This window comes from Iodobacter sp., assembly GCF_025352645.1.
Classification (GTDB): Bacteria; Pseudomonadota; Gammaproteobacteria; order Burkholderiales; family Chitinibacteraceae; genus Iodobacter.
Genome location: NZ_JANXSO010000022.1, coordinates 16,962 through 32,832 on the forward strand (window position 1 = coordinate 16,962; position 15,871 = coordinate 32,832).

The 15,871-nt window shown below is 49.0% G+C and carries 17 protein-coding genes; 13 read left to right on the plus strand and 4 right to left on the minus strand.

The genetic code is table 11. The features are described 5' to 3' along the window. Nucleotides 1-20: 20 nt before the first annotated feature. The 4 genes from Q0R17_RS02760 to Q0R17_RS02775 form a co-directional block, all read right to left on the minus strand. Nucleotides 21-1,727, minus strand: coding sequence for a GspE/PulE family protein (locus tag Q0R17_RS02760; protein WP_293931917.1), 1,707 nt, complete (start codon nt 1,725-1,727; stop codon nt 21-23). Then, entirely contained in the window at nt 1,724-3,163 is a 1,440-nt protein-coding gene (locus Q0R17_RS02765; protein ID WP_293931918.1) for a tetratricopeptide repeat protein, read from the minus strand. The genes Q0R17_RS02760 and Q0R17_RS02765 overlap by 4 nt, the downstream gene beginning before the upstream one ends. Next, nucleotides 3,160-5,010, minus strand: coding sequence for a pilus (MSHA type) biogenesis protein MshL (gene mshL, locus Q0R17_RS02770; RefSeq protein WP_293931919.1), 1,851 nt, complete (start codon nt 5,008-5,010; stop codon nt 3,160-3,162). Before mshL ends, Q0R17_RS02765 begins: the two co-directional genes overlap by 4 nt. Nucleotides 5,011-5,074: 64 nt before the next feature. Continuing rightward, on the minus strand, nt 5,075-6,427 hold the full coding sequence (locus tag Q0R17_RS02775; protein ID WP_293931920.1) for an ExeA family protein: 1,353 nt from the start codon (nt 6,425-6,427) through the stop codon (nt 5,075-5,077). 351 nt (nt 6,428-6,778) lie between these two features. Here Q0R17_RS02775 and Q0R17_RS02780 point away from each other — a divergent pair, with 351 nt between their 5' ends. From Q0R17_RS02780 to hisG, 13 genes are all read left to right on the plus strand, one after another. Continuing rightward, nucleotides 6,779-7,582, plus strand: coding sequence for an ABC transporter ATP-binding protein (locus tag Q0R17_RS02780; protein ID WP_374759847.1), 804 nt, complete (start codon nt 6,779-6,781; stop codon nt 7,580-7,582). Further along, on the plus strand, nt 7,575-8,369 hold the full coding sequence (mlaE, locus tag Q0R17_RS02785; RefSeq protein WP_293931922.1) for a lipid asymmetry maintenance ABC transporter permease subunit MlaE: 795 nt from the start codon (nt 7,575-7,577) through the stop codon (nt 8,367-8,369). Before Q0R17_RS02780 ends, mlaE begins: the two co-directional genes overlap by 8 nt. Nucleotides 8,370-8,439: 70 nt before the next feature. After that, nucleotides 8,440-8,922: an outer membrane lipid asymmetry maintenance protein MlaD gene (gene mlaD, locus Q0R17_RS02790; protein ID WP_293931924.1), complete on the plus strand. Its 483-nt coding sequence runs from the start codon at nt 8,440-8,442 to the stop codon at nt 8,920-8,922. After that, entirely contained in the window at nt 8,922-9,524 is a 603-nt protein-coding gene (locus Q0R17_RS02795; protein ID WP_293931925.1) for a phospholipid-binding protein MlaC, read from the plus strand. Before mlaD ends, Q0R17_RS02795 begins: the two co-directional genes overlap by 1 nt. Continuing rightward, complete coding sequence (locus Q0R17_RS02800; protein ID WP_293931927.1) at nt 9,521-9,787, plus strand: lipid asymmetry maintenance protein MlaB; 267 nt, start codon at nt 9,521-9,523, stop codon at nt 9,785-9,787. Before Q0R17_RS02795 ends, Q0R17_RS02800 begins: the two co-directional genes overlap by 4 nt. A 187-nt stretch (nt 9,788-9,974) precedes the next feature. Beyond that, nucleotides 9,975-10,754, plus strand: coding sequence for a VacJ family lipoprotein (locus Q0R17_RS02805; RefSeq protein ID WP_293931929.1), 780 nt, complete (start codon nt 9,975-9,977; stop codon nt 10,752-10,754). Beyond that, nucleotides 10,751-11,641 (plus strand): ABC transporter ATP-binding protein, encoded by an 891-nt coding sequence (locus Q0R17_RS02810; protein WP_293931931.1) that lies wholly within the window; start codon nt 10,751-10,753, stop codon nt 11,639-11,641. Before Q0R17_RS02805 ends, Q0R17_RS02810 begins: the two co-directional genes overlap by 4 nt. Before the next feature lie 273 nt (nt 11,642-11,914). Beyond that, nucleotides 11,915-12,670, plus strand: a complete 756-nt coding sequence (locus Q0R17_RS02815) for an ABC transporter permease (protein ID WP_293931933.1) — start codon at nt 11,915-11,917, stop codon at nt 12,668-12,670. A gap of 7 nt (nt 12,671-12,677) precedes the next feature. Beyond that, on the plus strand, nt 12,678-12,923 hold the full coding sequence (locus Q0R17_RS02820; protein ID WP_130106312.1) for a BolA family protein: 246 nt from the start codon (nt 12,678-12,680) through the stop codon (nt 12,921-12,923). Continuing rightward, nucleotides 12,920-13,099 (plus strand): hypothetical protein, encoded by a 180-nt coding sequence (locus Q0R17_RS02825; protein WP_293931938.1) that lies wholly within the window; start codon nt 12,920-12,922, stop codon nt 13,097-13,099. Before Q0R17_RS02820 ends, Q0R17_RS02825 begins: the two co-directional genes overlap by 4 nt. A 103-nt stretch (nt 13,100-13,202) precedes the next feature. Beyond that, nucleotides 13,203-14,453: a UDP-N-acetylglucosamine 1-carboxyvinyltransferase gene (gene murA / locus Q0R17_RS02830; RefSeq protein WP_293931940.1), complete on the plus strand. Its 1,251-nt coding sequence runs from the start codon at nt 13,203-13,205 to the stop codon at nt 14,451-14,453. Between the two features lie 46 nt (nt 14,454-14,499). Further along, nucleotides 14,500-14,904 (plus strand): DUF4870 domain-containing protein, encoded by a 405-nt coding sequence (locus tag Q0R17_RS02835; RefSeq protein WP_293931942.1) that lies wholly within the window; start codon nt 14,500-14,502, stop codon nt 14,902-14,904. A 134-nt stretch (nt 14,905-15,038) separates the two neighbouring features. Beyond that, a complete protein-coding gene (gene hisG / locus Q0R17_RS02840) occupies nt 15,039-15,686 on the plus strand; it encodes an ATP phosphoribosyltransferase (RefSeq protein WP_293931943.1) in 648 nt (215 codons plus the stop codon). The last annotated feature ends 185 nt before the right edge of the window (nt 15,687-15,871 follow it).

Below are 15,871 nucleotides of genomic sequence, written 5' to 3' on the forward strand. Positions count from 1 at the left end.
TGCTATCCTCCTTATTCAACTTAGCCCACTCGGTCGGTCAGATCGATCACGCGGGAAATCTCGGCCAGCGAGGTCATGCCGTCAATGACGTGGCGGCATGCGTCGTCAGCCATGGTTTTAAAGCCCTGTACTTCGGCAGCTTTTTTCATCTCTAGCCGAGTGGCACGTCTGGCGATCAGCTCATCCAGCTCAACGCTCATTTTTAAAACTTCCATCACCGTAATCCGGCCCTTGTAGCCTTGGTGATCGCACTTGGGGCAGCCTGCTGGGCGATAAATTGTCAGCTCTCCCACCTCTTCAGCCACGCCAAGTAAGCGCCGTTCAAAGTCATCTGGCTGATAAGGCTCACGGCAAAGCGGGCATAATTTTCGGGCTAAGCGCTGGGCGATAATGCCGATAATATTGCCCGCCAACACATCGGGCAGCACGCCAATATCCAGCAAGCGCGGGATCGAGCCGATGGCGGAATTGGTGTGTAGGGTGGAGTAAACCTGGTGGCCGGTCATGGCGGCGCGAAACGCCATATCGGCGGTATCGCGATCACGGATTTCGCCCAGCAGGATGATGTCTGGGTCTTGCCGCATCATCGAGCGAATACCGTTTACAAAATCCATTTTGGCCGCTTCGTTCACCGAGGTTTGCCGCAGCATGGGAATCGGGTATTCCACGGGGTCTTCCAGCGTCATAATATTGACGGCTTCGGTATTCACGCTGCTTAAGATTGAATAGAGCGTGGTGGTTTTGCCAGAGCCAGTGGGGCCAGTCACCAGAATAATCCCTTCCGGCCTAGCAATCATCAGCTGCAAAAGGTAGAGGTTTTCTTTGCTTAGCCCCAGTTTATCTAGCTTTACCAAGCCTTTTTGCCGATCCAAAATCCGCAAAACCACATTCTCGCCCCAAGTAGTGGGCTGCGCTGCCACCCGAAAATCCAGCGGGCGGCCCGCAAGGGTGAGCGAGATTCGGCCATCTTGTGGCGAGCGGGTTTCGGCGATATTCATATTGCTCATCACCTTTAGCCGCACCACCATCGCCGGCCAATAGGTTTTGTGCAGGGCGCGAATCTGCCGCAGCACACCGTCAATGCGGTAGCGAATCCGTACAAAAGACGATTCAGGCTCAAAGTGGATATCCGACGCGCCGCGCGTGCAGGCATCGGCCAGCAGAGCATCGATCAGCCGCACAACTGGCTGGTTGTACTCGGCCTCGGCATTTTGCAAGCTGGCGTAGTCGATCACACCGGTTTCAATCTCATTCAAAATGCCATCAATAGACAGCTCAAAACCATAGTACTGATCGATGGCATGGTTTAAATCAGATTCTGCTGCAAGCAGTGTTTCCAACTCATACTTGTCTTTCAGCAGCATGCGTACTTGATCGAGCGCCACCAGATTATTGGGATTAGACATCGCCAGCGTCAGCTTATTACGCTCTATATCTAGCGATACCGGCAGCAACATATGCCGCTTGGCCACATCCTTGGGGATCAGCTTAATCGCCTGCGTATCCGCCAATATTTTGGATAAATCAACGCTGATTTGGCCTAGGTTTTCTGAAAGCGCATCGCGCAGAATACCTTCAGAAATAAAGCCCAGCGACACCATCAGCTTGCCTAAGGGCACACCGCTACGGCGCTGCTCAAACAAAGTAATGCGTAGCTGATCTTCTGAGAGCAGGCCTTTAGAAACCAGCAACTCGCCCAGCGGCAGTTTTCTGACTGGCGCGTTCATGGCAACTCCAGCTCCTTTAATCTGGCTTCAGCAACCGCCCGATCAAAAGAGCCTCGCCCTGCCAAGGCTTGGCGGTAATACCTAGCAGCGGTTTTAGTCTCTTGTAAATGCTCTAGGCTAATCGCCAAATTAAAGGCGTAATCGGCATTATTGCTATCCAAAGACAAAGCTTGAAAATACGCGCTCTGCGCCTCGCTCCAGCGGCCTTGCCCTGCGTAAAAATTAGCCAAGGCAAACGCGGCTCCTGATTGCTGGCTGGCTAATTGGCGTAAGCCCGCTTCTGAGCCTTCGCTGCTTGGTGTGAGCGCATACAAGCCTGCTTGAGCAGCCTCATCCCGCGGATTAAGCGCCAAGACTTGCCGATAAAACTGTGCAGCCTCACTGCCCGCGCCCCGCTTCACCGCCAACACCGCCATGCCTAATAAAGCGTCCCTATTTCGACCATCAAGCTGCAGCATCTGCCGATATGCCTCCTCTGCACGGCGGTAATCCCCTTCTTGAAAGGCGCGGTAGGCCATCACCAGCGGCAGCGGCACTGCTGCCTCATTATTTTGTGTATCAAAGCGCACGCCCGCCCCATCAGGACCACCAGAACGCTCTTTTACACTGGCTACATTGTTCTTGAATTGGCGCGGTATTGATGTAGGCACAATCTGTGCGGGTACTTTCACCACCACGGTAGGCTCATTCAGCTCTGGAGTAACAGGCGATGGGGGTGGCGATAAAACAATGGGGGCTGACGCAGCTGGCGGCGACGCAACCTCCACCGCCGCAGCGGCAACAGCAGGTGCTTGCGTAACCATTAAGGATTGATATTGCCACCAAAAATATCCCCCCATACCCCCCGCAATCAACACACCTGCTAGCACTAGCCAAGGCAGGATTTTAGAGCGTGAAGCCGCTTTAACTAAGGGCTTTGCAAAAGGCGCAGGCGGAGTAGGCGTTAATGTTGGCGCAAGCATAGGCTCTGCTGGCTGCACGGGTGTAACTGGGGGAAGAGGAGCTGGAACAGAGGCTGCTGAGGCTTGCTTTAGCCAAGTTAAATCATCCTCGATTGGTGGAGGAATCTCTGCAGCAGAAGCTGTAGGCTCTGCGGTTATTAAAGGCTCAGACAAAGGGATAACAGGGTTTGATTTTGCCTCAAGCACCGCCTCTTCAAGCAAGGGCAGTGGCACAAACTGCCATTCTTCTACCGGTGGGCTGGCCTCTAACGGCAATGGTACTGTTGTTACCTCTCTAGCCGGTGGGCTCAAGTCATGCGGCGGCTCAATCGGGGCCTCCAGCTCCAAGGCTAGCTCACTTACGCTAAGCGCTGCGGCCACTGGCTGGCTGGCAGCCACGGCCTCTTCATACTGTGGCCCCCCTTCCAGAGCGGTAGCTTCGCGTAAGCGTTTAGCCTCTTCCGCTTTTTTAAGTGCCTGCAGTAATAAACTCATGGCAATGACTCTAACGGCGTACTGCCTGACTGAAATGCCGATAAATCATGATCCATACTGCCTTTAAAAAATTGATCATTAGGCAAAAACTGCTGATAATCTTTTAAATCACCCTGCGTGCTGGCATCTTTAATTAAAACTGGCCGCAGAAATATCACCAATTCAATTTTTTTAACTTTATCATTCCGATAGCTAAATAAATCGCCTATATAGGGCAAACGCGAAACACCTGGCAATCCCTGTCTATCATTATTTAAAGAGTCTTGAATTAATCCACCTAAAATAGCCACCTGCCCACTGGCCACTTTTAATGTTGAATCAAATTCTCTCACTTGCAAAATAGGCACTAAGCTTTTAATTGGCGATGAGCTACTGGCGGCCAAAATAGCAACCGCAGGGTCTTCCACAAAAGAATTAATATTAGTAATAGTTGGCCTCACATTTAAGGCAATTTGGCCGTCTTCGGATATTTGCGGTGTAACCTGCATCACCAAGCCAATCGGCACGGTGTGTAATTCGCTGTCGTAAGTGGCTTGAGTGGTTGGTTTGCCATCGGTAATCACAGGGGGCGTTACTTTAATCGTAAAATAAACCTGTTCTTCTACTACCTTCATCACCGCCGTTTGATTATTAAGCGCCATTATTTTAGGGCTAGATAACACGCGGGTACGACCAAATTGCTCTAACATCTTTATAGTAAAATTAAACGTGCCATTAAATACCCCCCCTGTTTTAGCGTAACTCAAGAGACTAAAGGGTGGCGTAGCCATATTACTGGCGATATTAGATTGAGTGAAATTTAATTGATTTTCAGTGGTGCCAATTCGGCTCCAATCCACACCGGCTTGATATTGGTCAGAAAGCAATACCTCTACAATTGTTGCCTCAATCAAAACCTGCCGCAATGCGCCTCCCTGAATAGCGCTTAAATATTCGGCTACTTTTACATGCTCAGCTTGGCTGGCTTTTATGGTGATAATTCCTGTTTCTGGATTCATAATCACAAGGCGACTATTATTAATGACCACAGGGCTAGTAATTTTATTGATGGGCTGTGATTCGCCCGCTTTTAATTTCTCTGTTTCTGCGTTTATTTTATTTGTCTGCGCAACGTCTTTGGCGGCTTTTGCTGCTTCTGCGGCCGTTTGCACCACTTCTTTTTTATCCGCAGAGCTATTGGTTTTTACAGCGATCGCACTTTTCTCCTGCACAATACTTCCAAGCTGTGATCCATTGGACTGTGCATCATTTTTTGCTACATTTAAAAGATCTTTTAAATTTGCCTCTATTTGCTTCCACAATTGATGCTCGGCCACCATATCAATTTGCGTGCTTGAGCTATTACCAGAACCAGAACCACTACTGCCACTGCTTACCGAATTAGCCAAGGTGACATTAGATTTTACATTTCTAGATAAATTAAAATAATTCATCTTATATATTTTAAAGTAAGGGATATCTGGAGTAATAATCAAAACACCATTTTCTAACTCCCAGCGCAAATCCACTTGCCGGCTCATTCGCTCTAAAATTTGCGGCAGAGTTTGATTAATAGCATTCAAGGTTACATTGCCGCTGACCCCTGAATGCACATCTACATTAATTTTAGCATCGCGCCCTAAGGCAAATAATATTTCAGCCACGGGTACATTGTGTACCACCACGCTATAGGTAGCCGTCTTAGCTACGGCTTGTGGTTTAGCTAAAATAGGCGTGCTTAATATTGGCTTAGGTATATTACTGGCTACGGGTTTTAATTCTAAATGGCGTCCGCTTTCAACTTGCAAGCCCGTTTGATTAGCGCATGCACTAAGTAATAACAGCAGAATAAGAATTTGCCACCGCATTGATGAGTACTCATGCAAATACCACAGATCAAATAAAGCAGATAATTAATCTGCAAAGCTTAAGTTATAAATTCCACAATTCATCACGCACTCCTGCTACGGTACGCAAAATGGGTTTATTTTTCTTTAATCGATCTGGTAAAGCTAGCATGGCTACTTGTGCACTAGCTTTATCTGTAAATAAACCATAGACTAAACCCCAACCTTTTTTACCGCGTATTTCTGCCGGATAAATAAGCAATTGATCTTTTGGCAGTAACTGGCTAGTTTGCATGAAGTATTTTTCTAAATCTTCGCTATGCTCACGATCAGTCACTAATAGCATGATGGCAATATGATTTGCCTCTGCATGATTAAATTTGTACCTTGATTGAGCTATTTTATTTTTTAATAGCTCAGTTAATTTAATACTAGGTATAAGCACTTCAGCCGAGCTAGCTGATTGCAAAGGCGCTGGGGCTGCCAGTGGAGCGGAGGCCATTTTTATATTTGGCTGCTGAATTAAACTCGCCCCAACTCCCCCGGCTAATACGCCCATAAAGAGCACCCACGCCATCATGGGCCTTTTTTTAAGCGATTTAAAACTACTGTCTTTAATTGCAGCTTTTACATGCTGCGCATTCACTAAATGCTCGCCACGGCTAAATGCGGCCATTAACGATTTGTCTGCCAAAATATTAATTCGCCGAGTTAAACCTTCTGATTCAATATAAATTTGCTTAAGCGCCTGAGTTTGAAATAGCTCAGGCCCACGATAGCCTGCGGCCCGCATCCTAAACTCTATATAGGCTTCAATATCATCACTTTTTAATGGTGCAAGCTGAAAAGCATGGGTCACGCGTTCGCGTAATTGACGTAAATCTTGCTGCGCTAAACGGCTATCTAATTCTGGCTGGCCAAATAGTACAATTTGCAATAATTTATGATGGCCATGATCTAAATTAGACAGCAGCCTAACCGCCTCTAAACTGGCAGTTGGCATAGCGTGTGCTTCATCAATCAAAATCACCACTTGCCGCCCAGCGGCAAAGCGCTCTAGTAAGGCGGCTTGCAAATCTCTAACTTTAGCGCTGGTATGTGTTGCATCGCTGGCCAAACCTAGATCATCTGCAATCATCAACATCAACTCATCCGGTTTCATGGCCGGATTAGCGATGTAAACACTATCAATATTGGCAGGTAAGCGCTCAACTAAAACGCGACATAGCATCGTTTTACCACTACCCACCTCACCTACCACTTTGACTAAACCTTCCCCTGCCAGTACGGCATAAATAAGCGCGTCTAGAGTTGCGCCACGCTCAGCACCCGCAAAGAAAAACTCTGGGTGCGGTGTAATTCTAAAAGGGGGTTCATTTAAGCCAAAGTGCTCTAAGTACATAAGTAATCCTGCCAGAATATGAACACTGGCTTTCATACTAGTACGCGAATTGCTTAAAACAAACAGTGAACTGGCAGGGTGCAGACAAGTATTGCCCAAATAAAGCAGACCGCAAGCTAAGTGCTAGATATTGCAGCGATAGCAAACGAGCCAAATTTAAGTGTTGTATTTAGGGCTTTTTTATACGCACTTTTTAGCTAAAAACATTAGAAGAAAATGCAATAAAGAACCGCTACAAGCTTGTCATCACAGCAAATTATCAACTCCCACCTATTACTACCTTTGCTGCATGGCAATAATTCCGTACCATTTCATACAAAGTTCATCTATCTGATTAAGACAGAGCAACCTACAATAGCGCTCTTTATGTCAGGAGTATCTTGCGAAATGCCTCTGGTGCAATTTGAGAATGTAAGCTTTGCCTACGGCGAACGGGCGGTGCTCACCGACGTATCCCTTAGCATTAAGCGTGGGCAAGTGGTCGCCATTATGGGTGGATCTGGCTCAGGTAAAACCACGCTCCTCAAACTCATTGGCGGGCAAATTCGTCCAGATCTTGGCAAGCTCAATGTTGCGGGTGACGATGTTGGTAGTATGAATGAAGCTCGCCTCTACAAGATGCGCGAAAAGCTTGGCATGTTGTTTCAATTTGGCGCTTTATTTACCGATTTATCCGTCTTCGATAATGTGGCCTTTCCACTGAGAGAACGCAGCAATCTGCCCGAAACGATGATCCATGATTTAGTGCTGATGAAGCTAAACGCGGTTGGCCTGCGTGGTGTGAGCGAGCAGATGCCCTCCGAACTATCCGGCGGGATGGCACGCCGCGTGGCGCTAGCCCGCGCCATTGCGCTAGACCCTGCGGTGATGCTGTACGACGAGCCATTTACAGGGCTAGACCCAATCTCATTGGCCACAATCGGCAAACTTATTCGAGATTTAAACGATGCACTGGGCACGGCATCGGTGATTGTGACCCACGATGTAGAAGAATCGCTTTCGATTGTCGATTATGTGTACTTTTTGGCCGATGGCAAAATTGTGGCAGAAGGCACGCCAGAGCAGGTTCGCGCCTCAACTCACCCCTTTGTAAAACAGTTTATTAATGGGGAAACCGACGGCCCAGTGCCTTTCCATAAACCCGCCGTGCCTTATGCCACGGATCTTGGTCTGGAGCAGCGCCTTGCCTAATTTTTTGTTTAAAGCCCTTTCAGCATTGGGCCGACCATTTAGCAACGTCATCATCAAGCTGGGCTTTGCCTGCCGCTTTATGCTGGCTATTCTGCGTCATTCACCTACCTCGCTGATCCGTTTTCAGCTTACAATGCGTGAAATTTGGTTTGCAGGTGTGCTGTCGGTATTGATTATTGGGGTATCGGGCTTATTTGTTGGGATGGTGTTAGCCCTACAAGGCTATGACACGTTGCAGCGCTTTGGTGCTACCGAATCCTTAGGTATTTTAGTTGCACTGTCCTTAGTTCGTGAGCTTGGCCCCGTGGTTGGAGCCTTACTGTTTGCCAGCCGAGCAGGCTCTGCCATTACTGCCGAAATCGGCCTTATGAAAGCCACCGAGCAATTAGCTGCCATGGAAATGATGGCGGTTAACCCAATTGCCCGTGTGGTGGCTCCGCGCTTTTGGGGTGGCGTGATTTCTATGCCGCTACTGGCGGCAATGTTTAGCGCGATGGGTATTTTTGGTGGTTATTTAGTCGGTGTAAAACTACTTGGCTTAGATGAAGGCGCTTTTTGGTCGCAGATGCAAAGCGCCGTTGATTTTCGTCAAGACGTGATCAATGGCGTGATAAAGAGTGTGGTGTTTGGTGTTGCCATCTCACTGATCGCCGTTTTTGAAGGTTATGACGCGCCACCCACCGCCGAAGGCGTATCGGGAGCCACCACCCGTACCGTGGTGACAAGCTCGCTGGTGATTCTGGCACTGGATTTTGTACTCACGGCCTTTATGTTTAGAGGCATCTAAAGCAGCAAGCTTAGGTTTTTTCATGATGTGTCAGTTGTCGTTACGTGTCAGATTAAGGGGTTTTTAAAGAATGAAACGAGGCATGATTGATTTTTGGGTAGGCCTATTTGCCGCTGCAGGCATTGCCGCCTTACTGTTTTTATCTTTACGTGTCAGCAGCCAAACCACACTGCCGGCATCGAATAGCTATGAGCTAATTGCAAATTTTGAAAATGTGGGTGGCCTGAAAGTGCGTGCGCCAGTGAAAAGTGCTGGGGTTTTAGTAGGCCGTGTGAGTAGTATCACTCTAGATACAGAGCGTTACGTCGCAAGGGTGAAGCTAGATATGGATAGCCGCTATCATTTTAGTAAAGATGCTTCAGCAGAAATCCTGACCTCTGGCCTCTTGGGTGAGCAATATATTGGTGTGACCTCGGGTGCAGATAGCAAAATGCTTGCCGATGGCAACAGCTTTACCATTACCTCTTCAGCGATCGTGCTGGAGCAATTAATTAGTCGTGTGCTGTTTAACAAAGCAGAAACCGCTGGTGAACAAAAATCGGAGCAAAAATAATGAAAAAATGGATCCTTGCCCTCTCAATGGGTTTTATCGCCACCTGTAGCTTAGCTGCAGCAATTGAAGCACCTGAAGTCATCGTTAAAAATGTGAGCCGCGATGTGCTTGATATCATTAAAAAAAATGATAAAGAGCCCCTTAAAGCACGCGATCTTGTTGATGCACGCGTTGCCCCTTTGGCCGATTACAATCGTATGACCATGCTGGCCGTTGGCCGTTACTGGAAAACAGCCACACCAGAGCAGCAGCAAGCCTTAACCCGCGAATTTAGAACCATGCTGGTGCGCACTTACCTATCCGCACTTTCTATTTATAAAAATGCTCAAGTGGATGTAAAAGGCACTCGCCCAGGCAACGATGCAAGCGAAATGGCCGTGCGTACCGAAGTTAGCCTACCAGGGCAAAAACCGATCCCACTCGATTTTAGCTTTGAAAAAACCGATGCTGGCTGGAAAACCTACGATATTGCCGTAGATGGCATTAGCTTTATCAATAACAACCGTAATCAATTTAATACGATCATCCGCAAAGACGGCATTGATGGCTTAATCAAGCAGCTCTCTGATCGCAATAACGCACAGCGTAGCGCAAGCAAATGAAAGTGTTTCAAGCCAGTGGCAAGCTCACTTTAGACACGGCCGCAGCACAGCTGACCACCTTGCCAACGCTCAGCCAAGGCGAGCTACTGGAAGTAAATCTTAGCCAAATAAGTGCAGCAGATTCCTCCGCAGTGGCGGTACTACTGCACTGGCTGCGTAGTGCGCGTAAGCAGGGGGCCGAGCTATGCTTCTCAGAGCTGACTGAAGGCCTAGCTGGGCTGATTCGCCTCTATGGTGTAAGCACAATACTGCCCTTGAAATAGCAGTCTTAAGCCACAGAGCGATACGCCGGATTCAGCCTGTGCAGCAAAAAACGGCTAGCAATAATGGTCGATATTTTGTGGGCAGTGCTGTGTTCTGCTTATCCAGCGGGCAGATAATAATTTATCGGCCCGCAACAGGCCAAATCAGCCTAGAATATCGACCTTAATCACTGATATAAACACACACATGCGCCGCCTTCTCCCCCTATTTGCTCTCTTACTTGGCGCATGTGCGACGCCACAGAATAACTACGATCCTATCGAGCCGGTCAATCGTGGCATTTTCGCCTTCAATAATGCGGTTGATAAAGCGGTTCTCAAACCTGCTGCTGAAGCACACGAGAAATATTCACCAGGCCCAATCAAACAAGGCGCGAGCAATTTCTTCGCCAATATTGATGACTTTTTCGCCTCTTTTGGTGCTTTATTACAAGGCAAGGGCACTGAGGCTGGTCATAGCTTAGGCCGAGTCGCCATCAACAGCACCTTGGGCATGTTTGGCTTAGTCGATTGGGCCAGTGATATGGGGCTGAAAAAAAGCGATGAAGACATCGGCCAAGCCTTAGGTAGCTGGGGAATGGGCTCCGGCCTTTATTTAATGATCCCACTACGCGGCCCAACCACCCTGCGCGATAGCAGTGACCTTGCTGTACGCCTCTTTGCCGATCCTTTAGATATTTGGAATGGCACGCAAGACTTTGGCACGCAAATTGCCCGCTATGGCGCTTGGGGCGTAGAACAACGTCGCCAACTGCTGCCTTTAGATCCAATGATCGATGCCCAAGCAGATCCATATGCTTTTTTGCGTGACTCCTACCTACAGCGGCGTTATTACCGTGTATGGGATGGCGCGCCACCTCAACCACTGCAATTAGGCCCAACGGATGCAGAGTTAGATGCTATGGATGCAGCTAAAGCACCCAATGCAAGTACACCAGCCAGTGCCGCAGTTGGAGTAGCTCCTTGAGCGCTATCGTTTTTGATGCCGTAGCCAAGCAATACGGTGATTTCCACGCCTTAAAAGGGGTGAGTTTCACGGTAGAGCAGGGTGATTTTTTTGCGCTACTTGGCCCTAATGGCGCAGGAAAAACCACACTGATCTCGGCTTTAGCAGGCCTTTCACGCCCAACATCGGGGCATATCTCGGTGATGGGCTTTGATGTACAAAAAGACTACCGCGAAGCACGCCGCGCAGTAGGGATTGTGCCGCAAGAGCTGGTTTTCGATCCCTTTTTTACCGTGCGTGAAACACTGACGTTTCAGTCTGGCTATTTTGGCCTACGCAATAATGGCGCGTGGATTGATGAAATTCTCCACAATTTAGGCCTCACCGACAAAGCCGATAGCAATATGCGTGCGCTCTCTGGTGGGATGAAACGCCGAGTCATGGTGGCGCAAGCCTTAGTGCATCGCCCACCCGTGATTGTGTTAGATGAGCCAACGGCCGGCGTTGATGTGGAGCTGCGTAAAACCCTGTGGGATTTTATCCGCCGCCTCAATAAAGACGGCCACACCATTGTGCTAACAACGCATTATTTAGAAGAAGCCGAAGCACTGTGTAACCGCATCGCCATGCTCAAAAAAGGCGAGCTGATTTCACTAGAAGACAAAGACACGCTGATGAGCCGTGGCGCTGCGCGTGAATTGTTTATCAAGATTAAGCCCGCCATTCTGCCTGCATCACTCGCCCCACTGCTGATTTGCGAAAGAGACAGTGGCTTTGAGCTAAAACTAGCAGATTGCCGTGACCTTGAAGCCATCTTAAGCGAGCTTAGAAATAACGCAGTGCAGCTCAGAGATATCGAAGTAGGCAAGGCAGATCTAGAAACCATTTTTGTGGACATGATGCAGTAAGGTGGGCACGCGATTTTTAGCTACATGGCCTGAAAACCCAAATCTTGCACCACACAGAGTAAAAGGATAACGCAGAGGAGCACAGAGAAAGGCAATAGGGTTACAAACACTAATGCAATACTCAGTTTGCAGCTTTTCTCAGTGTAGCTCCGTGCTCTTAGTGCCCTCCAAGGTACAAGATTTGGGTTTTAAATAAAGATATGCTGGCGCTCGAATGCACAAGGTTTCTCCCCAATAGTTTTTTACAAATGCCCCATACGCCAAGACGAGATTATGCAAGGTTTTTACACGCTGTTTTATAAAGAAGTACTGCGTTTTTGGAAAGTTGCTTTTCAGACCGTTGCTGCACCCGTGCTCACTGCACTGATGTATCTGCTGATCTTTGCCCATGTACTTGATAGCCATGTAGAGCCTTATCCTGGTGTGCAATACACGGCGTTTTTGATTCCTGGCTTAGTGATGATGTCGATTTTGCAAAATAGTTTTGCCAACTCTTCATCTAGCCTGATTCAATCCAAAGTCACTGGCAGCCTGATTTTTGCGCTACTGCCACCGCTATCGCACCTAGAGTTTTTCCTTGCCTATCTGCTTGCCGCCATGGTGCGTGGGCTGGTGGTGGGGGCCGGTGTACTTGTGATGACGATGTGGTTTAATCTGCCTGCCTTTGCTCACCCACTATGGATTTTAGCCTTTGCGCTGACTAGCTCCGCGCTGATGGCTGCGCTTGGCATATTGGCAGGGATTTGGGCAGAAAAGTACGACCAACTTGCAGCGTTTCAAAACTTTTTAATCATGCCGCTGACGTTTTTATCCGGCGTGTTTTACTCCATCCACAGCTTGCCTGCCTTTTGGCAGGGCATCTCAAGCTGGAACCCAGTTTTTTATATGATTGATGGTTTTCGCTACGGCTTCTTTGGTGTGAGTGATGTATCGCCTTGGCATGCTTTTGCTGTTGCGTTGCTCTCACTGACCATTTTATCGAGTGCGGCTTACGCATTAATCAAATCTGGCTACAAATTAAGGCATTAAGCAATCTATGACTCCCGAATCAGTACAAGCCTTGCTTACCGAGCGCCTCGCCGCAACCGCCGTTGAAGTTACCGGTGATGGCCATCACTTTTATGCCCGCATCGCCTCTCCACGCTTTGAAGGCCTTGGCCTGTTAGCCCGCCATCGCCTAGTCAAAGAATCGGTTAAACCAGAGCTAGACTCTGGCGAATTGCATGCCCTATCGCTGGAGAAAACGCTAACTCCTAGCGAATGGGCTGAGCAATTCCAATGAGCCAAGATGATCGCTTCAATCTAGACGCCATTGAAAATAATCGCGCCAAGCTTGAGCAAGCCATCGTTGAAGCCAGAAAACCACTGGATCGCAGCTCGCAAAAGCTGGCGGCCCTGACCAATCTACCTTGGCTGATCGCAGGCCTTGCCGCGCTGTTTTGGTATTGTTTTAAATAACAACCCTAATGAAATCGGTGTGCAAACACTGCACACCCTAAACGACCAAAAAACCACAAATCACGCTTTTGTGCTTTTAGTGGACAACAACTGAGTTAGAAAAATGGACAAACTAAGAATTATCGGTGGCAACCCAATCTCCGGCGAAATCTCAATTTCTGGCGCAAAAAACGCCGCCTTACCTATTTTATGCGCTAGCTTACTGACTGCAGGCACTTTGCGCCTGACCAATGTTCCGCAATTAGCTGACGTTAAAACCACGCAAAAACTGCTGCAAGGCATGGGCGTGCGGGTAATGACCGATAATGTCCACGAATACGAAATCACCGCCAATGAAGTCACCACCCTGATCGCCCCTTACGAGCTGGTTAAAACCATGCGCGCATCGATTTTGGTGCTTGGGCCTACTTTAGCTCGCTTTGGTGAAGCTCAGGTTTCCCTGCCAGGAGGATGTGCCATTGGCGCACGCCCAGTTGATCAGCATATCAAAGGCCTGCAGGCAATGGGTGCCGAGATTGTGATCGAGCACGGCTATGTAAAAGCCACTGGTAAGCTAAAAGGTGCACGCATTGTTTGCGATATGGTCACCGTAACCGGCACAGAAAATCTGCTGATGGCGGCCACACTGGCAGACGGCATTACGATTATCGAAAACGCCGCACGTGAGCCAGAAGTCGTCGATCTGGCAGATTGCCTGATCAAAATGGGCGCAAAAATCAGCGGCCACGGCACAGACACCATTACCATCGAAGGCGTTGCCGAGCTGCACGGCGCAGAGCACGCCATCGTGCCGGATCGCATCGAAACCGGCACTTTCCTGATCGCCGCCGCCGTGGCGCAAGGCAAGCTGGTATTACGCAATACCCGTGCCGATATCATGGAAGCGGTACTAGAAAAGCTGCGCGAAGCCGGTGCGTATATCGAAGCAGGTGACGATTGGATCGCCATTGATATGAAACAGCGCCCTAAGGCTGTGAATATCCGCACCATGCCCTACCCCGCTTTCCCAACCGATATGCAGGCGCAGTTTATGCTGCTGAACTGCGTAGCGGAAGGCACGGGCATCATTACCGAAACCATCTTTGAAAACCGCTTTATGCACGCACCCGAGCTAATCCGCATGGGCGCTAAAATCAATACCGAAGGCAATACGGCGATTGTGACTGGGGTAGAAAAGCTAGAAGGTGCAACCGTCATGGCAACCGACCTTCGTGCATCGGCCTCTTTAGTGATTGCAGGGATGATCGCCACTGGTGAAACCATTGTTGATCGCATCTACCACCTCGACCGTGGCTACGAGCATATCGAGCGTAAATTGTCGGCGGTTGGTGCGCAAATCGAAAGAATTTCCTAATTGTTTGTTGGGCACGGCGTGCCGTGTCCCTACTCCTGGGTACCCCATGTTGATCTTCAATCCCAAACCCGCAGCAGAGGAGCAGGACGATAAGCCGCGTCCTCCTTCACAAAACGAAAAAGGCGCTGCCGCACTGGCCCATCTAGCTGGGGTATTTTGGCTGCCAATTTTGCCGATGGCGGTGCTGGCGTTGTTGATTCCAGTGCTGGTGCTGCAATTTGCGCGCGTACATTCAGATTTTGTTGAACAACATGCCATTAACGCCTGCAATTTTCAGCTCTTAATGGGCTGCTTTTATGCCTTGGCAATGCTGGCAGGTTTTGCCCTACAAAGCCCACTCCCCCTTTGGTGGGTGGCCATAGGCTCCGCTATTTTTGCACTATGGGAAGGTGCAAAAGCCATCAACGGCTGGCCTTCTAAATACCCCGTTTCGCTTAAATTGTTTAAATAATGACCATAAGGCACGGCATGCCGTGCCCCTACACTACAAAATAATCACCTGAGGCCACGGCGTGCCGTGCCCTTACATTTACAGAATAATTGCTACTGGGCACGGCTGCCGCGCCCCCTACACGGGTACACACCATGATTACCATTGCACTGTCTAAAGGTCGTATCTTCGAGGAAACGCTGCCGCTACTGGCCGCCGCAGGCATTGTGCCCAGTGAGGCTCCAGAATCCAGCCGCAAGCTAATTATTGGCACTAATATGGACGATGTGCGGCTCATCATTGTTCGTGCAACCGATGTACCAACCTATGTGCAATACGGCGCTGCCGATTTAGGCATTGCCGGTAAGGATGTGCTGCTAGAGCACGGTGGTGCGGGCCTCTATCTACCGCTCGACTTAGATATCGCCAAATGCCGCCTCATGGTGGCAGTGCAACAGGGCTTTGATTACGAAGGTGCAGTTAAGCAAGGTGCGCGTTTACGCATTGCCACCAAATACACCCAGTGCGCCCGCGAGCACTTTGCTAATAAGGGCGTACACGTCGATCTAATCAAGCTCTACGGCTCGATGGAGCTGGCCCCACTGGTGGGCCTAGCCGATGCCATCGTTGATCTGGTGTCCACAGGAAGCACGCTTAAAGCCAATAATCTGGTGGCGGTAGAAGACATCCGTGAGATTAGCTCACGCCTGGTGGTAAATCAGGCCTCGCTCAAGCTAAAACACGAGCGCATCCAGCCCATGCTGGATGCCTTTGCCGCAACGGTAGCCGCGCGTAGCGCTTAAATCGTAAACTGAATGCCCTCATCACCGTGAGGGCATTATTTTTGCGAGTAAGTAGTGAATCACAAGTTTTCATGAATTTTAAGCGGGCTAAAAAAGCGTCACACACACGTGCTTTTGCCAAGGATCCAGTAACCTAGCGGGATTGCCGCCTACGCGGGAGTGACAATGCTGATTTTCGAAATACT

Bases quoted from the DNA above. Each gene is read 5' to 3' on its own strand.
- murA (WP_293931940.1), top strand. From the start codon at position 13,203: ATGGACAAACTAAGAATTATCGGTGGCAACCCAATCTCCGGCGAAATC.
- Q0R17_RS02760 (WP_293931917.1), bottom strand. From the start codon at position 1,727: ATGAACGCGCCAGTCAGAAAACTGCCGCTGGGCGAGTTGCTGGTTTCT.
- Q0R17_RS02800 (WP_293931927.1), top strand. From the start codon at position 9,521: ATGAAAGTGTTTCAAGCCAGTGGCAAGCTCACTTTAGACACGGCCGCA.
- Q0R17_RS02825 (WP_293931938.1), top strand. From the start codon at position 12,920: ATGAGCCAAGATGATCGCTTCAATCTAGACGCCATTGAAAATAATCGC.
- hisG (WP_293931943.1), top strand. From the start codon at position 15,039: ATGATTACCATTGCACTGTCTAAAGGTCGTATCTTCGAGGAAACGCTG.
- mshL (WP_293931919.1), bottom strand. From the start codon at position 5,010: ATGCGGTGGCAAATTCTTATTCTGCTGTTATTACTTAGTGCATGCGCT.
- Q0R17_RS02765 (WP_293931918.1), bottom strand. From the start codon at position 3,163: ATGAGTTTATTACTGCAGGCACTTAAAAAAGCGGAAGAGGCTAAACGC.
- Q0R17_RS02795 (WP_293931925.1), top strand. From the start codon at position 8,922: ATGAAAAAATGGATCCTTGCCCTCTCAATGGGTTTTATCGCCACCTGT.
- Q0R17_RS02775 (WP_293931920.1), bottom strand. From the start codon at position 6,427: ATGAAAGCCAGTGTTCATATTCTGGCAGGATTACTTATGTACTTAGAG.
- Q0R17_RS02815 (WP_293931933.1), top strand. From the start codon at position 11,915: ATGCAAGGTTTTTACACGCTGTTTTATAAAGAAGTACTGCGTTTTTGG.
- Q0R17_RS02780 (WP_374759847.1), top strand. From the start codon at position 6,779: ATGCCTCTGGTGCAATTTGAGAATGTAAGCTTTGCCTACGGCGAACGG.
- Q0R17_RS02835 (WP_293931942.1), top strand. From the start codon at position 14,500: ATGTTGATCTTCAATCCCAAACCCGCAGCAGAGGAGCAGGACGATAAG.
- Q0R17_RS02805 (WP_293931929.1), top strand. From the start codon at position 9,975: ATGCGCCGCCTTCTCCCCCTATTTGCTCTCTTACTTGGCGCATGTGCG.
- Q0R17_RS02820 (WP_130106312.1), top strand. From the start codon at position 12,678: ATGACTCCCGAATCAGTACAAGCCTTGCTTACCGAGCGCCTCGCCGCA.
- mlaD (WP_293931924.1), top strand. From the start codon at position 8,440: ATGAAACGAGGCATGATTGATTTTTGGGTAGGCCTATTTGCCGCTGCA.